Here is an 18,418-nt window from a genome sequence, read left to right as displayed (position 1 = left end):
CTATATTTATATTGTTCAGTATAGATTAAACAATATGAATAGCCAATGTATTATATGGTTAGATTTCAAGAAGCAGTCAGCCCAAGTTTACAGTACTTGTGTTAACTGCTGCTGCACGGCAACGATCGCATCTTCGATTTCTTCACCCTGGCGAACGTTTTGGCTTAAAGACTCGGCTTTCGATTCAACAATGGCGGTTAAGGTTTCTTCTTGTTGCTCTAATAAGCCTAATGTAAAAAATGCTTTCTCAAACTCTGCTTTCAATTCGTCGATAGCCGTTTCAAGAGAAGCCTGATTATTTTTCTGCTGTTTTGCAAGCATCTCTAGGTTGCTTGCAGCGTCTTGCACGCACTCTCGCACATTTTGTTGCAGCGAAGATTCGTGCTTAGGATTTGGAGTGCTGCTAAGCTTTTGATTTAGGGCGTCGGTATCTTCTAAGATCATCATTAAATTGTCGCGTAAATCACCTTTTAAGGTTTCATTGTCCATCGGCATGTTTTTAACAATCACCGACACGCTTTCAAAATTGATAATATAGCGACTACCCTTTTCTAAAAATCGCCCAGACATCTTAGATGCGCGGTTTAGTAAATCTTCCTCTAACGGCGTAAGTATTCCTCTAGTGGCTCGATTGATTGCCCCAGCAGATGTTCTAAGTTGTGCGCAAACATCCATATTTAAGTTATCGAATACGTCAAACAAGGCGCTCACTAAGCCCTCATGAGTTTTGATTTTGAGTCCACTTCGCAAAAAGCCTAGCACGGTTCCTAAGTGTCCTGCGCTAGCAATGACCGACATAACCATGTCTGAGGTGTTTTTATGCTCAATTTGTAACTGCTGGAAAAGCTCACGCTCATTGACAATAACGTCAACCTTACGGGCGACTACATTGGTATCGATAGGTTTAGTTAAGTAATCTACCCCACCAACATCAAAGCCCTTTAAGATTTCGTCGGTTGAATCATTTGCCGATACAAACAAAACCGGTAACTCCGGCGCAATCTCTAAAATAGATTTACATGTATCATAACCGCTCATTACTGGCATGTTTACGTCTAGCAATACAAGCTCAATGTCTTTATCTTCAGTGACCATTTTGATCGCCTGCTCGCCATTGGTAGCCACTACAATGGCATATTTGTGCTTGAGTACCTCCATTAAAATGCGAAGTTCATTTGGCGAGTCGTCTACTAACAAAATACGGTGTTTCGTCATTATTTATTCCAACATTTGTTGCGCTTGGGTGAGCGCATTCAATACGGCTTCAGTGTGAAAGTTCTGCATCGCAAGTTCAGCGGTATTGAGCACTTTCGATAATTTAGGTTCTACATCAAAACGTAATAGCTCATTTAATGCAGCCTCAGCGGCAAACACATCTTGCTTGATACCCTCTTCTACTAGGGAGATTTGTGTCAATAGCGTCTCTTTACTGACCTTTACCTTTTGTTTTTCAGATGCTTGGTGCTTTGGCTCTTCAAGGGCTAAGAACTCGCCTTTAATTTCTAAAATCATCTGGCTGATATTATGAATTTCGTTTTCGCTCGGCCAAGTATCACTTTGCAATAAACGGTTTTCGTGATGCCCTGCAAGCTCAGCTAGTGTAGTCATTCCTAAATTGCCGCCACTGCCCTTTATTTTATGCAGCATCGACACAGCCATTTGCGACATACCGTCGGCCTTAATTTGGCTAAATAGGGTAAAAAAGTCGTCAAATTCGTGCAAAAACCGCTGAATCAGACTGTGTAACAATGGCCAATCGCCACCGACTCTGGCTAAACTTTGCGCTATCTCAACATGTACAATGTTAATATCTGCTGAGACAGCGCTGGGCAACTCAGATTCTGAGGTCACTGCTATATCGGCACTGAGGTAGGTGTTGAGCACCGACAGCAATCGGTCTTTATCGAGGGGTTTTGAAATATGATCCTGCATACCGGCTTGTAGACACTCTTTGATATGCTCTTGACTGCTGTGAGCGGTCATGGCGATGATCGGCACATCTGCGTCAATTAAGTACTCTTTTCGCAATATTTTCGTTGCTTCAACGCCACCCATTATCGGCATTTGTAAATCCATAAGCACTGCGTCAAAGCTCTGTTGCTTTGCAATTTGCGTGGCTTCGAGGCCGTTTTCAGCCAGCACAATGTCAAATCCCCAGCTCTCAAGCAGGCGCTGCGCGACCATTTGGTTAACATTGTGGTCTTCTACCACAAGAAGCTTTTTGTTTGTATGCTTTAAAGCACATGGAGTCGCAACCAAATTCAAATCTATTTGGGCAGCTTGCATGTGCATATCGATAATAAACGAAGTACCTTCGCCAAGTTTACTTTCAACATGAATATTGCCATCGAGCATATCAACAAGACGTTTAGTAATATTCATACCCAAACCGGTGCCGCCAAACTCCCGAGTTATGCTGGTATCTGCTTGCTCAAATGCGGCAAACACCATATTGAGATTTTCTGGGCTAATACCAATCCCAGTGTCACAGACAACTAAGCGATGTTTGCTATCGTCGAGCTTGCTAAGGGTCAGCTTCACTTCGCCTTGGTGGGTAAATTTAAGAGCATTCGAAAGCAGGTTCGTAATAATTTGAGTGAGCCTGAGCTTGTCGGTGTTGAGCATGCTCTCGACATTTTCATCGATCGCATAATTAACCGCTAAACCCTTATTTTTGGCCTGCAAAACAAAGGGGGTAATGGTTTCTTTAATATAAGGGCGGATTTCGACGGGCGCCAGCTCAATGCTTATCTTATTTGCTTCAATTTTAGAAAAATCTAATATGTCGTTGATCACGCCCAATAGATGCTTACCCGATGATTCAGCCACACCCAAAAGCTCTGTTTGCTCCGGGCTCAACTGCTCATTTTGCATTAGCGACAGTACTCCGAGCACACCGTTCATTGGAGTGCGCAATTCGTGGCTCATATTGGCAATAAAGTCGGTTTTTACTTTTAATGCTGCAAGCGCTTCGTCTCTGGCATTTTGCATTTGTGCGGTGCGCTGGGCCACCAGCTTTTCGAGACTTTCACTTAAGGCAAAAAGCTCCATGTTTTTTTCATAGAGCGCGGCACTTTTCTCTTCAAGCAAACGTTCCGCTTCTTTTCTGGCGAGACGCTCCCTTTCAATTCTTTTTTTGTATTTGTCGTTATCTAACATGAGGCTGTTTGCTCTCTTTAGTAAACGGAGTTAACTCGAACGTGCAGCAATATTTATGCTGCTCCTGCCATGCAGACGTTTTGATGTGATGCGGCTCGCTGTAATAGTCAAACGCAGCCTGTATCAACCCAGATGCCACCATATGAAGATTGCGGTCAGAACGATAGTGGATTTTAAATGGCATATCGGCTGCGGCATTTTCATAGCTAAATTCGGGCAACTCTTCATCTGGATACAGCTTTTTCACTTCTCGATGAACATGACGACCGACTTGTTGAAACAAACACAAAGCACTTCCGGCCTGAATAAAAAACCGCGCGTACCTTTCTGAAAAAACCGCGCCTAGATGTCGGCCAAACCGCTCAAGGAGCTCAGCTATGGAGATGTCTGTTTGCACAGACAGTTCAGCTATCATATTTTCTAATTCACTGTAATCGTAAGAACCAACCGAGGTATAAGCCGCGCCAGATGCAGGCTGAGTGACATCTATGATCGTATCTACCATGTCGTCTCCAAATGCAGACTCCACCATTTCTAGAAATTCGGTAAATACTAATCCTCTCATTTCATCCTCTTATCAAAACCGGCAAACAAGACTGCCTAATGGTGTTTTATCGACCGTGAGGGGCATTGTTTAAGGAGTTTTAAGAGCGGCACCCTTTTTTGAGAGCTAGCTAAGCGCAAAATAAAAGTAAAGCAACAAAACTACTGATTTTTCTGAAAGATTGTTATCATTGGCCGATAACGAACTATTCTATTCGACGCAAGGAAGTCAAAAACATGATCAAGCCAATTGTTTTAGCAGGTGGCACCGGAAGTCGCCTATGGCCAAAGTCTAGAGCGGCGCTACCTAAACAGTTTTTAGCCCTAACCTCTGACAAAACGATGTTACAAGACACGATTTTAAGATTACCAAATGCGCAAATATCCGCGCCTCTTATCATTTGTAACGAAAACCATCGCTTTTTAGCAGCAGAGCAAATGCTCAGAGCCGGCATATCGCATGGTGGAATATTACTAGAGCCGGTGGGCCGAAATACCGCTCCTGCAATTGCACTTGCCGCAATGATGGCGCTTAAATCTGAAGATGATCCTGTATTGCTAATTTTAGCCGCCGATCATCTGATTGAGGATCACGCCGCGTTTGCAAACGCAATTGCAAAAGCCAACAGCCTCGCCCAAGCTGACAATTTAGTGACCTTTGGGATTGTGCCTACCGAGGCGCATACTGGCTATGGTTATATAAAGGCTGGAGCGGCTAACGGTGAAGGGTTCGCGGTTGCTGACTTTGTTGAAAAGCCCGATGCAGCTACTGCGCAAAAATATTTGGACTCAAAGCAATACTTCTGGAATAGCGGTATGTTTATGTTCAAGGCAAGCGTGTATTTAAATGAATTGAAAACCCATCGGCCCGACATATATGCCGCCTGCGAATCCGCTGTCGCGACGACCGAAGCAGACTTAGACTTTATAAGAATAGACGCCGAAGCGTTCGCAAAATGTCCTGACGAGTCGGTTGACTATGCGGTGATGGAAAAAACAGAGCGTGCCGCCATGGTCAGCTTAGATGCTGGATGGAATGATGTGGGCAGTTGGAGCTCCCTTTGGGATACCAGTAAGCATAAAGATGACAACGGCAATGTATGTATTGGCGACGTAATGCTTGAAGGCGTTAACAATAGCTACATTAATGCTGAGCAGCGCTTAGTATCGGTTATCGGCTTAGACGACGTAGTAATCGTTGAAACCAAAGACGCCGTAATGGTGGCAAACCGCAATAAAGTGCAAGATATCAAAAACGTGGTAAATAGACTCAAAGCCGATCACCGACCAGAGTTTGAGTTTCATAGAGAAGTGTTTCGCCCGTGGGGCAGCTACGACTCTATTGATAACGGCACCCGCTATCAGGTAAAGCGTATAAGCGTGAAACCCGGCGAGAAGCTCTCAGTACAAATGCATCATCATAGAGCTGAGCACTGGATTGTAGTCAGCGGCACAGCCAGCGTAACCGTAGGTGAAGAGACCCAATTAGTCACTGAGAATGAGTCGGTGTACATTCCCGTTGGTGAAGTGCACGCGCTAGAAAATCCAGGCAAGATTCCGCTTGAGTTGATTGAAGTTCAGTCTGGGAGTTATTTGGGTGAGGATGATATTGTGCGGTTTTCGGATCGGTATGGGCGGGTGAAGTAAGCTATCCCAGATGAAATTAAAAAAGCCCGTGAATAAACGGGCTTTTTTATGTCTTATACTTACTCAGGCTAGTTTGAGGGTTCAAACAAACTGATATTTCTGAAATGACTCACCCCGGTTGGGTTTGACACATCGTGATCCATAATAAAGACCATTTCTACTTCGGATTGTGTGAAGTATTGGCCGACTGGGATGGTGAAGGTTTGGAATTCGCCGTTACCGGAATAAGCAAAATCATTGTTTCCCCACCTTTGTGTTCCAAGTAATTGAAATGCTAATGATTGATTTAATGAGTTCTCAGGTAGAAAACCAATGCCGTGTATTTCACCCATTTGAGAGCTCTTAAACTCAAAACTTAAAACCGTATTTGGTGTAATGCTAGCAGTTTCAAGAAAAACTTTTTGCCAACGATTTCCAACAAGCTCAACGCCAAATCCATTATCCGTAATAGTAACAGTTCCAGAAATATCTTGAGCAATAATATGAGGCGCAAAGGTCAATAACGACAAGTCGATGGGATCGCCGGTAACTACCTCACCTTCATCAAATATCCTAACATTCCGAAATCTTGCATTTGCATCAGAAATATTCGTATCGTTATCTAAGATGAAAACCACTTTACTAAAGTCACCTTGGACAAGATTACCCACAGGGATTCGTATGCTCTGATAGGCTCCCTCTGCAGAGTAACTCACGGTTCGAATACCCCAATTTTGCGTGCCAAATATTTGAAATGACGTGGCACTGCTAATTGAGACATCAGTATCAAAACCAATCCCTTGTATTTCGGCTTCGACATCGCTAAAAAACTCAAACTCTAGGATAGTGTTTGTATTGACAGTGAGGTCTAAGTCGATACTTTTCCATGTGTTACCATTTAGCACCAGCTCAAAATTTGTTTCGCCCAAACTAGCACTTCCATTGGCATCTTGATTACCACCATATGAATCTATCGAGAATTCAGAGAAATCAATCACATCATCCACTGGTTCCACAATTACTTCAAAAAACTGAGTATCATTTCCGAATGCATTTGAAACACTTATCTGAACCGGGTTAAAGCCGATTTGATCTGCACTTGGTATCCAAGAAATTACTCCTGTATCGTCTAATGTCATGCCATTTGGAGCAATATCTAAGTTGAAAGTAAAGTTAGAAGCATCATCTACATTAACCTGATTGTCGCTGTCATAGGCGTAAGACTCCCCTACAATAGCATTTAAGTTAGGATTAGAAGATATTACAGGCGCTGATCCAATTTCAACCTCACTTACACAGGCATTGAAACCAGAGCTCGCATTATTAATCACTGGCAACATCTGAGAAACGCTGCAACTTGAGAACGTATCTGCATTTGTATTAACACTAGGAAACATGATGAATCCACTTGGCGTACTAGAACATACTGAGCCGCCTTCACTGTCATGTGGAGCGCCAAAATTATGGCCTAATTCGTGTGCCAAAATTATGGCAGTTGCAGCCCCAAAACGCTGTGTTATGCCAACTGAACTGTTGCGGCATAAAGAGTTAACAAATGCTATGCCAACCGTAGAGCCGTTCAAATTTTTACCGGTAAAAAGGTGACGTAGACCTGGGTTAGGAAAGTTACTATCTCTAAAAGCAAATATTAGTGTCTCAGGATTGGTAGATGTAAGTGTTCCATTATCGGAAAGCTCCGTTGTATCAGTTAATAAAAACTGAATATTTAGCTGTTCTTTGAATATTCCGTCGGCAACATTTAGGTCGCTTATCATGTCTGCAGTAGCGTTAGATGTCCCGTTCACATATTCAACATCAGCTACCAAACTGATCGCAATTTCTCGTATTGTTGTGGATTGCGTCATATTATCTAATTCATTCAAATATTCCACGTATCCAAATCTTTCAACATCAGAATGATCGTGAAGCCCGCACGTACCTCGACTAATTATTTTAGATGCATCGATAACTACCGAGGGCGATGTGTTGCCTTTGGCGAAAAGTTTTGCGTTTTCACTTAAGGTGTTGCTCAAATCATCTGAGGCAGAGACTAAGTCTTCCAAAATAAATAGCTTTTCACCGTCAAAATACGCACCGGTGACCACACCACCGATATTTGTAAAGCGTGCCCACGATTCAGAGTTACCGACAATTTGGCCTTTATAAAGCTCTAACTTAATATCACTCAATACGGCTTTATCCAACAAGCGTGTATTCTCTTCTAGATCAAATTCCAATTCACTTGTGTCAGTAATAAGCAACATCTTTCGCTTATTGTCACTTTCGCCTGTTGATAATATGATGTTGCTAACTACTTGAGCATCAAATATTTTTTCGTGAAATTCTTCTGCAATAACAGGCACTGTCATTAGCATTAAAAGCACTAAGGCAAAGACATATTTTGTATTACAACTACTTCTTGTTTTGAGCATATATATTCCTAATTTGGAAAATTATTAGTTTTATGGAATTACCATAACTTCAGGTTTTGAAGTTCATAAGCAATAATCATGCTAATTTTTTAGATTTCAAAGTTACCTTATAAAAAGTATCTATTAGTCTAAGATAAGTACGATGTAGGGAAAAATATATGTTACTTACACAAAAGCAGAAATTAGTGTACCAAGACGAAACATAAAGGCTGAAAGGTTTACAACTAAAAATTTATTCCATAAAAAAGCCAGGCTCATGGCCTGGCTCGCAAATATTGCTTTGTACCCTACATTACTTTCTTCTAAACGCGAACCCGGCGATTGCTAGCGCCATTAAAACAGCAACTGAAGGTGTACTTACATTGTTTACGCTAATGTTACTAAAAGTAGAGTTTGCGACTGCACGACGTCTATCTTCATCATTTACAAAGAAAATACGATTAAACATGCCTGTGTAATACTGCCCTACGTTTATTGTAACTGAGTAAGTTACATTTTCTTGGAGATTGATAACATAATCTTGAATTCCCCAAACTTGATCTCCACCCAGCTGGAATGTAGCAGATGGGTCAATTGTCGAATCATTGTCAAACCCAATACCATGAATTTCGCCCAAATCCGAAGTCATAAAATCAAACGTCAAGGTTGTCTCAGGAATGATGTTAAACATGCCACTGATACTCGACCAAGTATTACCATTTAACGCAATAGTATTACCGCTGACAGTATTGTTGCTGGACTTATCTTGCTGGTTCCCATAGCTCTGAACCGGCGACGTAGACAACTGGAGCAATGCGGCGTTAGCTGAAGAAGCCACACAAAACAAACCAACTGATAAAAATTTAAAAATTGTTTTCATAATATTTCCTGAATAACTGCAATGATTGTGTAGTTTGTATGAAATATCCGTGCCATGTTGCCAAGTCATTGATTTTCAAAAAATCTTTTTGGTCAATCTTTGTCATGTGTAAAATATACTGACACACATTCAAAGTAGTTTCCCGCTTACTGACCAATAATAGCACTGATTTTTTGAATATCAATTTTTTTGGGAATATATGATAAATTTAGGTATCTGAATGCAGTATACTTCGTCACTATGTTGCATAAGTTATTTCATAAGCATGAAGATTAAAATACCTACTTTCTTAAAGACATTGTGCCTTATCGGCTTGTTCGTTTTGCTTTCGTCTTGTCAAAATATTGGTAAGGGTAACAAATTTGACGTTCAGTTTTTCACGCATAAAGGGAATGTATCAACTGCAGCGAAGCATATTAGTTATAATACTTTACCAACCAATTTAGCAGTCACGCAACTCTCGTGGGGAGGTGGTGGTGCTTTTACTCACTACATGCGTGTCCGGAATGGGTTTCTATTAAGCTCGGACGTTAGTGGAGTATGGCATAAAAAAAATATCACTGATGATTGGTCTCCCCTTAACAATGGTTTAGGGGAATATGAAGTTACTGCTATGCATGCAACTGATAACGGAAAAGTCTTTCTATTAACAAGTAAATATCTATATCAACTATCTGACAAAATGTATTGGATTCGATTGTCCCCTCTTATTCAAACCCGCCGAAACGAATTTTCTGAAAACATTGTGACTTTTAATATTAAAGATCAACACTCAATATGTATTTTAGGCAGTAATAACAAAGTGTTATGCAAGCTATATGATTCTGAAAAGTGGATGGAAATTAGCTTTGACAAAACCGCAGATCTTAACTCAGTATTATTCTCCCCCAATGGGAAATGGCTTTTTGTCGGACTAAATAACGAATTACATAGCTTTGATATTTCGACGCAAAAAATGAGTACTTTGGCGACTTTTGAATCCAAGATTCAAATGTTTAAATTGTTTGAAGAATCTATGCTGATAGCGACAAATAATGCCCTTTATGAGTTCAACCCCATTAATCGGAGTAAACAGACCGTTTACAGCATAACTAACGGCAAGATCAAACGTTTTGTTTGTTCTGTTAGAGCAGATGACTGTATTTTAGGCACCGAAAAAGACTGGTCGGCTAAAATAATTTTTTTAAACAAAAAGAATGGCGTTTTTATTGCTGAAAAAAACAAGCCAACTTTTAAATTTGATACCACCTTACCTTATAGAGACTGGCGCCACAGGCTTTCTCGCACGCTATCGTTAACGTCTCGACAAACTGACATACAGGAACTTTACTTAACGGATTATTGGGGCGCATATTATTCTTTAGATGGTGGTAAAGCGTGGAATGAAGATGTGGCTGGAGCAGTCAATACTGTTGGAACGGATTTGTTAGTCAAGAATGAAGAAATATTTGTTTCAACAATGGACAATGGTGTAGTAAACGTAAAAAATCGGCTAAGTAAGATTGAATATAACTCAATATACCCCAAAAGCGATGGAGAATTAGCGGGGCATTCATGGCAGATGGCTGCTGATAATGAAAACTTGTTTTTTACACTGAGCCCTTGGAATACGAAAAAGAACTTTGTGGGCGTTTACAATTTTAACGAAAAAACGACTACACTTCTAAACGCTGGTTTACCTTTTAGCAAAAAAAGCAATCAAGCATTTTGGGCAGAAAGCTATGTAAGAGGCATTGAAGTAAATAGCAATTACTTGTCGGTAATCAGTGATGGTGAAAACGCAGGCCTATTCAGTATAAAAATGCCATTAGAACAAAACAGTGCTTCATTTAATAAGGTCGGAAATTGGCGTGGACAAGAAAAACTTTACAACGCCATATCAACAGTGTCAGACAACATAGCGGTAGCCTCTTGTAACGGTACTCTTACCAAATTAAAAGTCAGCGAGGGTTTACTAAGTTCCAGTAAAATGGAGGCGATGAATACCAAATTTTGTGCTTTTGACATGCTCTCACACGGCAACGCCTTGTATTTATTAGGCGAAAAAAATCGAACTTCGGTTGTTATAAAGCACGAAAATGGCAGAAATAATGTATTACTCCAGTCTGAGTACGGCTCGGCTTTTAAAGCCCTAGCTATTAATCCTCTGAGGCCGCAAGAAATGTTTGCTGCCACAATTAGTTGGAGTGAACGATCTAACTCTGGTGCATACTTAAGTAACGACTTTGGTAAGACGTGGAATGACGTAACTTGCATTTTAACGCATCACAACGGCGTCGTTAGTGCTACATTTGACGAATCTGGAGATACCATTTTCATTCTACAGAAGGTAGGTGGACTTATTTCTCTTTCGTCTACTGCACTTCGCGACGTTACCTGTTAACCTTCTCATTCAATCACATGGAAGTAGCAAAGTAATATGCTGAGAACACTTGTCACCGGTGCCGCTTACAACATAATAAATATATTAGTTCAAGTATTGTTAGGTCTGATTGTTTTTCGAGAAATGCTTTTGCACTTCGGCGAAAAAGACTTCGGAAGCTGGACGCTTATATTTGCAATTTTAGCGCACATATCTCTATTTGAATTTGGTTTAGGTTCCCTCATATCTAAGTTAGTCCCGGTGCTCAGTGGGGATCATGCGAAGGTTAACAAAAGCTATTTTTCCACTGCTTTTTTTTCTATGAGTATCATCGCAGTATTTTTTCTCGTGCTTATTGCCGTTATTGCGTTATTTATCGAACAATCGACTATTGAATTTGAGAGTTCTATTTCATTTGGCGCATTAATTTTTTTGTTGGGTGTAAATTTTGTCTTTTTATTCCACACCGGAGCTTTTCACGCTTATCTGAGCGGCAGTTTTAAAATTGGTCGCCTAAACGCCGTTCGCCTAACAGTGAACATTACAAGGGCCTTGGTCATCATATATTTGTTACAGACAGGCTATGGTGTCATAGAGGTCGCTATAGTATTTGCATTCACGTCAGTTGCAGAATTTTGCCTTCTGCTAGCACTATCCATTCGCGCTGGCATAAAAAATAGCCTAGATGTAAAAACGTGCAATCGCGAGTCTCTGCATTATGTTATTAAACGCGGTTCTAAACTGCTATTTTTACGGGTAAATAGCTACACAAGAAATAATGCAGCAATAATTGTCTGCGGATTGATATTAGGCCCGATTTTAATTGTACCTTTAAGAATTGCTGGCAGGTTAATGGAAATTTATGTGGAAATTTCCACATCACTCAACTACCTCTTGACCCCATATTTCAGCAGTCTAAGCTTAGGTGAGGAATCTGAATTAAATAAAAATTTTTTAATTAGCATTGTTTGTTCAACTTTGCTTTCCGTGATTATTTTCTTGAACATTGTTTGTTTTGGCAACTGGTTTTTAACTCTTTGGCTTGGTGATGTACCCAAATATACAAATGAAATTTTACACTTATTAGCTATTGGATTCTGCCTCGCAAATAGCCAAGGGCCATGCAATTCGATTTTAATCTCAAAGGATAAAGACAAAGCCTTGATGCTGCTTTGCATAACTGAGGTTGTTGTACTATTGACACTGTTGTTTCCTGCAACACAACATTTTGGGGTCACGGGTGCAGCAGGCTCCGTTTTAATTAGTATGCTTGTGTCTAGAGTTCTCGTTCAACCAATAATAGTGTGTAATGTGTTGAATATTTCCTATCTAAAATATTTAGCTAGTATATTGATTCCGTTAAGTATTTGCTCCCTTAGTCTATACCTGCTTTACGAGGCTGTTATGTTGCTGGAATTGAATAGCGAGCACCTTAGCGCAATTAGCTTTTTTATTTTGCAAGGACTATTGGTAGCATCAGCAGGTATTATTTTTTTCAGCAAGAGGCGTTCATGAATAAAAACTTAATTATTTATGGGTACAACCGAAGAAATTTGGGCGACGACTTAATGTTCGCTGAGATAATAAATAAAACTGACTATCACAAATACTACTTTTTAGGGGATAGCATTACGCCTGCTCTTGTTACTAAAAAAATTAAATTCATCAAACAAGGCCGACTAATGGCCTTTAGGTGGAAGTGGAAATCTGATTTTGCAATTATTGGCGGTAGCGTATTAATGGGTGCAACCAAAGCACAAGAATCAATGATCTTACAAAAAATCGACTGGTTTAAAATGAACAAATTATTTGGTGGTAGAAACTTTATAATAGGCGCTAACTTAGGCCCTTTTGAAAGTAGGACATATTATTTATCTTTGTTGAGCGCTCTCAATAAATATACTGATAAATGGTTCGTTAGAGATACCTTTTCAAAAGACTTATTAAGTGAGCTTAAAACTAAGTTTCTAAAAATAATGCCCGATATTGTAATTGGTTTGAACACTACAGATTATGCACATAAAAAATCCACAAATTCTGTGGCGATTTCGATTACACAAGTCGATAAAGATGGTGACGTTGCTATCTGTGCCGAAAGCTATAAAAAAGAAATACAATTGCTAGTTCAGAAGTTTATTAGTCAAGGGAAGACAATTAACTTTGTAAGCTTTGAGGATGTAAAAGATCTACCAATTATAACAAATGTAATTAGTGCACTTGGAGTCGAATTTGGAGATAAGGTTAACATAATAAAAAATGAGGGTTATAATGTTATATCGACGATATCTAAATCAGATTTAGTGATTTCAACTAGATTTCATTCTATGGTTTTGGCTGCATTATTTGAAAAACCACAAATAATTTATTCCTACAGCGACAAAACCAAACAGTTTGCAGATAATTACGAATTTAATACGTATCGTGTGACTGGTGAAATTGAAGGGAAAATACCTGTTTCGACCAACTTCCCGAAAGAAGCTTTCTCGGAAGTTGCCGAATATGCTAATTGGGTAAAACAATGATCCCTTCTATAAGCGCAGTAATTCCGGTCTTCAATGGTGAGCAATTTATAGTTGAAGCAATTAAATCAGTCATATCCCAAACTCATTCTGTGCAAGAAATTATAATTATTGACGATGGCTCAACTGACCGCTCCTATGAGCTAGCATTTGGTCTATCAAAAACATCACCGATACCAATCAAGATTTTCAGACAAAAGAATAGTGGTGTGTCCGTCGCTAGAAATTTTGGATTGTTATGTAGCTCATGCGCACTCATTGCGTTTTTAGATGTTGATGATATATGGGCCTCGGATAAAATAAAAAAACAAATTCTTTTGCACTCTGGGGCAGAAAATGAAACCGTCTTTTCATTTTGTGATTTTTATTTTAATAGCAGTGTTGAAGAAAATAGAAAATTCTTCAGATGCCCAAGTATTTATAATTTACTAGAGTATCAGTATAGCAAAGAAGATTTTCAGTGCGCGTTTATAAACGAAAACTTTGTAGGTACAGCATCGTGCATCATGTTCAATCGTGAACTTGCTCTTAAAATCAATGGCTTTAATGCAGTAATGAATCACTCAGAGGACTTTGACTTCATTTTGAGATACTCAAATCATGCACCTGTTAAAATCCTGAATGAAGTCTTAACCACAAAAAGAATACATGGTAACAATTTGACCGGAAATTTACGTTTGCATTTTTGGAGCCATTTGTATGCTCTGAAAATGAATATTCACTCTCAGTCTCGGTATTGCAGATTCAATTACTCTGAAGCGGTCTTAGGAGCCTTAAGATACTCTCATGATGTGTATAGTATGAAGTATAGCAACGAGCTTTATGAGAAAAAACCAGTAGAGGGATTAAAATCATATTTAAAGGGCTTATTTCAAGCAAAATCTCTTAAGGGTTTTAGAATCATAAGCATGGGACTAGTCAGAAAATTACTCCGTACACTTACGTTCAATAGGGTCAAAAGATGATAGATTCAATAAATTTGTATGAAAATCAGTTTGACCCAGCTCACAATTTTCCTGAATCCGAAATTCACAAAACTCTTATTATCGCCTCAACGCCCCGTAGCGGAAGTCACTTTCTTGGGCATGCGTTATTTCAGAGCAAGCATTTTGGCTTTCCACTCGAATATGCGAATCCCGTGAATATGAAAAAATGGAAAGATATATACGGAGAAACAAAATTTTTTGAAACTTTAGGAAAAATAGAACTGGACAGAACTTCAGAGAATGGCGTATTCGCAATTAAAACTCATTATTCACATTTAGCAGAATTTGGTGGTATTAACGGATTGCTCCAAAGGTATAAAAATCCACATTTTATTTTATTGACACGCTCAGACATCATAAATCAAGCCGTATCATTGGCAATTGCGAGGCAAACTGGCATTTGGATTTCTGACCAACTCCCTAAGAACAGCGTGCCGAAATATAACTACGACGAAATACACTATTGCTTAAAAAGAACATTGCTACATAACGCATCTTGGAAATACTTGTTAACAACACACAATTGCAAATTCATAGACTTAGACTTTTCAGATCTTAAAAAAGATTTAAAAACCACAATCTTGAAAATTAGCAACTTTATTGGAGTCGATGTGCCAGAAGATAGCCTTATATCTGAACCTGTCACTAAGCAGCAAAGCAATAACCTCAATGTTGAATGGATTAATCGGTTTTTAAAAGAACATCAAAGAGATAAAGAACTAATCGACATAGAATTTGAACTCGATAATTCAAGAAAGCAGCGCATACTCAAAGTATTGTTTGGCAAGTAGCTAGCATCTGCTCTAACTCTGTAATTAAAACGCTTTTTGACCATGCTCATTGTTTTTTGTTGCTTATACTTTTAATTGTGTTGAAGATTTCAGTGTCAACTCTGCATATACTTTTTAATTGGTTCAGCAAATCAACATCGCCCATTATGTCATCAAACACCTGTCTGCTGGGTGAGCGGTTTGTTAACTTTAACTCAATATTAGCATTTAATGTCTTATTTAGGTTTGTTATCCAACCATTGAGGTCATCCAAAAAACCAACACTATAAAAACTCTTTAAGTTATCGATCGACTTTTGAATAGCAAAGGATTCATTTTTTAAAATCGACTCTTGACTCAAACCTGAGAAGTATAATGATAAACACAGCCCGCTGGACACTCCTACTTCGCTTTCAATATATTCTCTTATCGGCAGTGTGTTTTTCTTCCAGTTCTCAGGCTTATATGTATTGTAAACATATTCAGAGACATACCTTTGCACCGGCTCCCTGAGAACGGTCAAAAACTTCCAATCACTTCCATAGGCAGTGACAACTTCAGGGTTGACATTACAATGACCGGTGACAAAAATTTTGTTTGCGCTTTGCAAAACACTCAATAACTGTACTTGTCTTACTTTTTGCTCTGGGATTTGAATAAGTTCTGCAATCTTCGCAGCAGAAAAAATGTCTATTCCTGTCGTAAGAGGTGTTTTTGTCAATATTTTAGGGTAAACGCCGGCCAATATTGAGTCCGCAACTGAAGAGCCTGCGCACTTAGGAACATGCACATATACGATTTTGGGATACTTAATCGTTATTTTTTTTAACTGAGTGTTGAATACTGATTTTAGTTTATTCATGGCCAAAACAAGCTATCAGAATTTTACTAAAAAGTCGCTCATCAATTTACAAGTTAATTGGATAAATTCTAATCAAGCTAACTAGAATTATTTTTTAAAGAAGTTAAGTTTACATTGTTTTAATATTTTGCGATCGCCAGTAAACGTTCAGAATGAAATACTGAGAACAACTAGGATGTGTATATGTCACTGATGGAGATTCATTGGTCAATTGGAAGCTACTATTGAATTTGATAAAGTAACACTCCCGTAGATCAGAAATTAGTCATAAGAGAACGAATATAAACTTTGATTTATATTTATTGCAGTACCGTATAGGTATTGCGACATAAACGGGAATCGAAGACACTACTTCATAAACTTGATCGCTATAATTTCTATAACTAGGCCAACAGCAAAAATGAGTAAGTTTAGAACAGATATACAGGGATTGCGGGCATTTGCAGTAATGATAGTTGTGTTATTCCACTTCAATCCTGAGTTTCTTACGGGCGGGTTTATAGGCGTTGACATCTTTTTTGTGATATCAGGTTATCTAATGACATCCATCGTTATTAGGGGCATTGAGTCAAATAAATTTTCTTTAGTTAGCTTCTATGTAGCAAGAGTCGTCAGAATAGTCCCAGCCTTGCTCCTTCTTTGCACCACACTCACTATTTTTGGCTTTATTCTGTTAAATTTAGCTGATGCCAGCGCACTTGCAAAACACGCTGTAAGCAGCGTCACTTTTATTTCAAATTTCGTCTATTGGTCAGAATCTGGATACTTTGACGATGCATCAAAATATAATTGGTTACTGCACACATGGTCCCTTTCCGTCGAGTGGCAGTTTTATCTTGTTTATCCAATTGCCATTTTGCTAATAAGTAAATTTTTATCTATAAAAGCAATTAAAAGCGTAACAATAGTTGCGATATTATGTGGCTTCCTGTTTAGTCTATGGGTGTCAAACAACATGCCGTCTGCTTCATACTTTTTACTGCCAACAAGAGCTTGGGAGTTATTGATTGGCGGAGCAGCATTTTTTTATCAATTACCTACAACGCTATCACAAAAAATGAGGAGTTTTCTTGAAGCCAGCGGTATCGTTTTACTCATGCTCTCGGCCTTCTATATAACAGAATCAATGGCATGGCCAGGTTACATGGCTCTTTTCCCAGTTTTAGCAACACTTCTAATACTTATTGCAAACAATCAAAGCAGTACTCTAACCGGTAACGTCATTGCTCAAACAATCGGTAAATGGTCATACTCTATATACCTATGGCATTGGCCTGTAGTCGTATTTTTAAATTATTTTGAGTTACCCAAATGGACTAACTTGATTGGTATTGTTGTTTCACTAATTTTTGGGTGGATTAGTTACCGATACTGTGAAATACAATTTACCAATCGGCCAGATAAAATAAACCTCTATAAACCAAAGCATGTGTTACTGAGCTTTACGATAGTTGTGTCAATTGGTGCGGGCTTGTACGTGTTACAAGATAATATTTTCAGGCGTAACTTAGCGGTCATCGAACCATTTATTTCTGGACAAAAGTATTTACTGAATAATACTTTTAAAGATGCAATTGCGGGCAATACTTACTTTTTAAATGACGCAAGCGCAAGCGACTTTGACTATTTAGCGATAGGCGATAGTAATCTTTCTCACTATGCCTACGGCATAACCAATCGAAAAGAAGACAAAATAATATTATCTTGGGAAGGTTATTGTCTGAGCTTTCCAAACTACATTACTAAACCCTCTGCCAGTTATATGAACAAAACATGGGAAAGTTTCTGTGAAAACAACTATAAAAATATAGATGTATACCAAGACAAACCATTGATACTAGCTCACCAATGGCAACTTAGAGATATGATTTGTGTCAAAGAGCCATGCATAATTGAACCGAAAAGATCTAACTATTATCTAATATTGGAAAATCAGCTAGATGCGCTACTGGAATACATCGGCTCTTCCAGAAAAGTCTTTATTGTTGGGCAAGTTCCGGCGCCAAGTTCAGCTGTATATAAATGTATGAAGGGCTTTAACGCTGATTCTTGTCCAAGAACATCAAATGAAAAAAACAATGAACGAGTTGAAGTTAATGCCATGCTTGAGAGCTTCTCGAATAAACACGCAAACGTTACTTTCATCAATCCGTTTAGCGCAGCATGTAATAGCGAATTCGTTTGCACCACGATAATAGACAATAAAAGCCTATTTCACGACGAAGGCCACCTATCAGCATTCGGCTCTATTTATTTTTGGGATTATATTTCTAAGACTATAAAAACTAAAAAGTAGAACC

13 protein-coding genes are annotated in these 18,418 nt (G+C 38.9%); 7 read left to right on the top strand and 6 right to left on the bottom strand.

Annotation, left to right across the window (positions count from 1 at the left end; all coding sequences use genetic code 11):
* Window positions 1-87: 87 nt before the first annotated feature.
* From AB9H30_RS12375 to AB9H30_RS12365, 3 genes are read right to left on the bottom strand one after another with little or no spacing between them, the layout of a single operon-like run.
* Window positions 88-1,215 (bottom strand): PleD family two-component system response regulator, encoded by a 1,128-nt coding sequence (locus AB9H30_RS12375; protein ID WP_371194980.1) that lies wholly within the window; start codon window positions 1,213-1,215, stop codon window positions 88-90.
* Between the two features lie 3 nt (window positions 1,216-1,218).
* A complete protein-coding gene (locus AB9H30_RS12370) occupies window positions 1,219-3,159 on the bottom strand; it encodes a response regulator (protein ID WP_371194979.1) in 1,941 nt (646 codons plus the stop codon).
* Complete coding sequence (locus AB9H30_RS12365; RefSeq protein ID WP_371194978.1) at window positions 3,149-3,724, bottom strand: heme NO-binding domain-containing protein; 576 nt, start codon at window positions 3,722-3,724, stop codon at window positions 3,149-3,151. The genes AB9H30_RS12370 and AB9H30_RS12365 overlap by 11 nt, the downstream gene beginning before the upstream one ends.
* 218 nt (window positions 3,725-3,942) lie before the next feature.
* Between AB9H30_RS12365 and AB9H30_RS12360 the strand changes: the two genes are divergently transcribed.
* The gene (locus AB9H30_RS12360) at window positions 3,943-5,349 is read left to right on the top strand and encodes a mannose-1-phosphate guanylyltransferase/mannose-6-phosphate isomerase (protein WP_371195020.1); all 1,407 of its coding nucleotides are present in this window, start codon (window positions 3,943-3,945) and stop codon (window positions 5,347-5,349) included.
* Between the two features lie 68 nt (window positions 5,350-5,417).
* On the opposite strand, the gene AB9H30_RS12355 is transcribed toward AB9H30_RS12360, so the two are convergent.
* Together AB9H30_RS12355 and AB9H30_RS12350 are read right to left on the bottom strand one after the other, a co-directional pair.
* The gene (locus AB9H30_RS12355; protein WP_371194977.1) at window positions 5,418-7,760 is read right to left on the bottom strand and encodes a M12 family metallo-peptidase; all 2,343 of its coding nucleotides are present in this window, start codon (window positions 7,758-7,760) and stop codon (window positions 5,418-5,420) included.
* Between the two features lie 292 nt (window positions 7,761-8,052).
* Window positions 8,053-8,619 carry a hypothetical protein gene (locus AB9H30_RS12350; RefSeq protein WP_371194976.1) on the bottom strand — a complete coding sequence of 189 codons (567 nt, stop codon included), beginning with the start codon at window positions 8,617-8,619 and terminating at the stop codon, window positions 8,053-8,055.
* Window positions 8,620-8,884: 265 nt separating this feature from the next.
* Here AB9H30_RS12350 and AB9H30_RS12345 point away from each other — a divergent pair, with 265 nt between their 5' ends.
* Genes AB9H30_RS12345 through AB9H30_RS12325 form a run of 5 tightly spaced genes read left to right on the top strand, consistent with a single transcriptional unit; the run spans window position 8,885 to window position 15,277 of the window.
* Window positions 8,885-11,002: a hypothetical protein gene (locus AB9H30_RS12345; protein ID WP_371194975.1), complete on the top strand. Its 2,118-nt coding sequence runs from the start codon at window positions 8,885-8,887 to the stop codon at window positions 11,000-11,002.
* 36 nt (window positions 11,003-11,038) lie between these two features.
* Window positions 11,039-12,496, top strand: a complete 1,458-nt coding sequence (locus tag AB9H30_RS12340) for a polysaccharide biosynthesis C-terminal domain-containing protein (RefSeq protein WP_371194974.1) — start codon at window positions 11,039-11,041, stop codon at window positions 12,494-12,496.
* Complete coding sequence (locus tag AB9H30_RS12335) at window positions 12,493-13,503, top strand: polysaccharide pyruvyl transferase family protein (RefSeq protein ID WP_371194973.1); 1,011 nt, start codon at window positions 12,493-12,495, stop codon at window positions 13,501-13,503. The genes AB9H30_RS12340 and AB9H30_RS12335 overlap by 4 nt, the downstream gene beginning before the upstream one ends.
* A complete protein-coding gene (locus AB9H30_RS12330) occupies window positions 13,500-14,465 on the top strand; it encodes a glycosyltransferase family 2 protein (protein ID WP_371194972.1) in 966 nt (321 codons plus the stop codon). The genes AB9H30_RS12335 and AB9H30_RS12330 overlap by 4 nt, the downstream gene beginning before the upstream one ends.
* Window positions 14,462-15,277 carry a Stf0 family sulfotransferase gene (locus AB9H30_RS12325; protein ID WP_371194971.1) on the top strand — a complete coding sequence of 272 codons (816 nt, stop codon included), beginning with the start codon at window positions 14,462-14,464 and terminating at the stop codon, window positions 15,275-15,277. Before AB9H30_RS12330 ends, AB9H30_RS12325 begins: the two co-directional genes overlap by 4 nt.
* Before the next feature lie 46 nt (window positions 15,278-15,323).
* Here the strand turns inward: AB9H30_RS12325 and AB9H30_RS12320 are convergent, their stop codons facing one another.
* Entirely contained in the window at window positions 15,324-16,118 is a 795-nt protein-coding gene (locus AB9H30_RS12320) for a hypothetical protein (RefSeq protein ID WP_371194970.1), read from the bottom strand.
* A 400-nt stretch (window positions 16,119-16,518) separates the two neighbouring features.
* On the opposite strand from AB9H30_RS12320, the gene AB9H30_RS12315 reads away from it, so the two are divergent.
* Window positions 16,519-18,414: an acyltransferase family protein gene (locus AB9H30_RS12315; RefSeq protein ID WP_371194969.1), complete on the top strand. Its 1,896-nt coding sequence runs from the start codon at window positions 16,519-16,521 to the stop codon at window positions 18,412-18,414.
* Window positions 18,415-18,418 lie beyond the last annotated feature (4 nt).

It is taken from the genome of Glaciecola sp. SC05, from assembly GCF_041380235.1.
Classification (GTDB): domain Bacteria; phylum Pseudomonadota; class Gammaproteobacteria; order Enterobacterales; family Alteromonadaceae; genus Glaciecola.
This window is presented reverse-complemented; position numbering and strand designations above follow the sequence as displayed.

What these genes read in the sequence shown, in the direction of transcription:
- AB9H30_RS12315 (WP_371194969.1), top strand. Translation starts at nt 16,519, where the DNA reads ATGAGTAAGTTTAGAACAGATATACAGGGATTGCGGGCATTTGCAGTA.
- AB9H30_RS12325 (WP_371194971.1), top strand. Translation starts at nt 14,462, where the DNA reads ATGATAGATTCAATAAATTTGTATGAAAATCAGTTTGACCCAGCTCAC.
- AB9H30_RS12345 (WP_371194975.1), top strand. Translation starts at nt 8,885, where the DNA reads ATGAAGATTAAAATACCTACTTTCTTAAAGACATTGTGCCTTATCGGC.
- AB9H30_RS12375 (WP_371194980.1), bottom strand. Translation starts at nt 1,215, where the DNA reads ATGACGAAACACCGTATTTTGTTAGTAGACGACTCGCCAAATGAACTT.
- AB9H30_RS12370 (WP_371194979.1), bottom strand. Translation starts at nt 3,159, where the DNA reads ATGTTAGATAACGACAAATACAAAAAAAGAATTGAAAGGGAGCGTCTC.
- AB9H30_RS12365 (WP_371194978.1), bottom strand. Translation starts at nt 3,724, where the DNA reads ATGAGAGGATTAGTATTTACCGAATTTCTAGAAATGGTGGAGTCTGCA.
- AB9H30_RS12330 (WP_371194972.1), top strand. Translation starts at nt 13,500, where the DNA reads ATGATCCCTTCTATAAGCGCAGTAATTCCGGTCTTCAATGGTGAGCAA.
- AB9H30_RS12320 (WP_371194970.1), bottom strand. Translation starts at nt 16,118, where the DNA reads ATGAATAAACTAAAATCAGTATTCAACACTCAGTTAAAAAAAATAACG.
- AB9H30_RS12335 (WP_371194973.1), top strand. Translation starts at nt 12,493, where the DNA reads ATGAATAAAAACTTAATTATTTATGGGTACAACCGAAGAAATTTGGGC.
- AB9H30_RS12340 (WP_371194974.1), top strand. Translation starts at nt 11,039, where the DNA reads ATGCTGAGAACACTTGTCACCGGTGCCGCTTACAACATAATAAATATA.
- AB9H30_RS12355 (WP_371194977.1), bottom strand. Translation starts at nt 7,760, where the DNA reads ATGCTCAAAACAAGAAGTAGTTGTAATACAAAATATGTCTTTGCCTTA.
- AB9H30_RS12350 (WP_371194976.1), bottom strand. Translation starts at nt 8,619, where the DNA reads ATGAAAACAATTTTTAAATTTTTATCAGTTGGTTTGTTTTGTGTGGCT.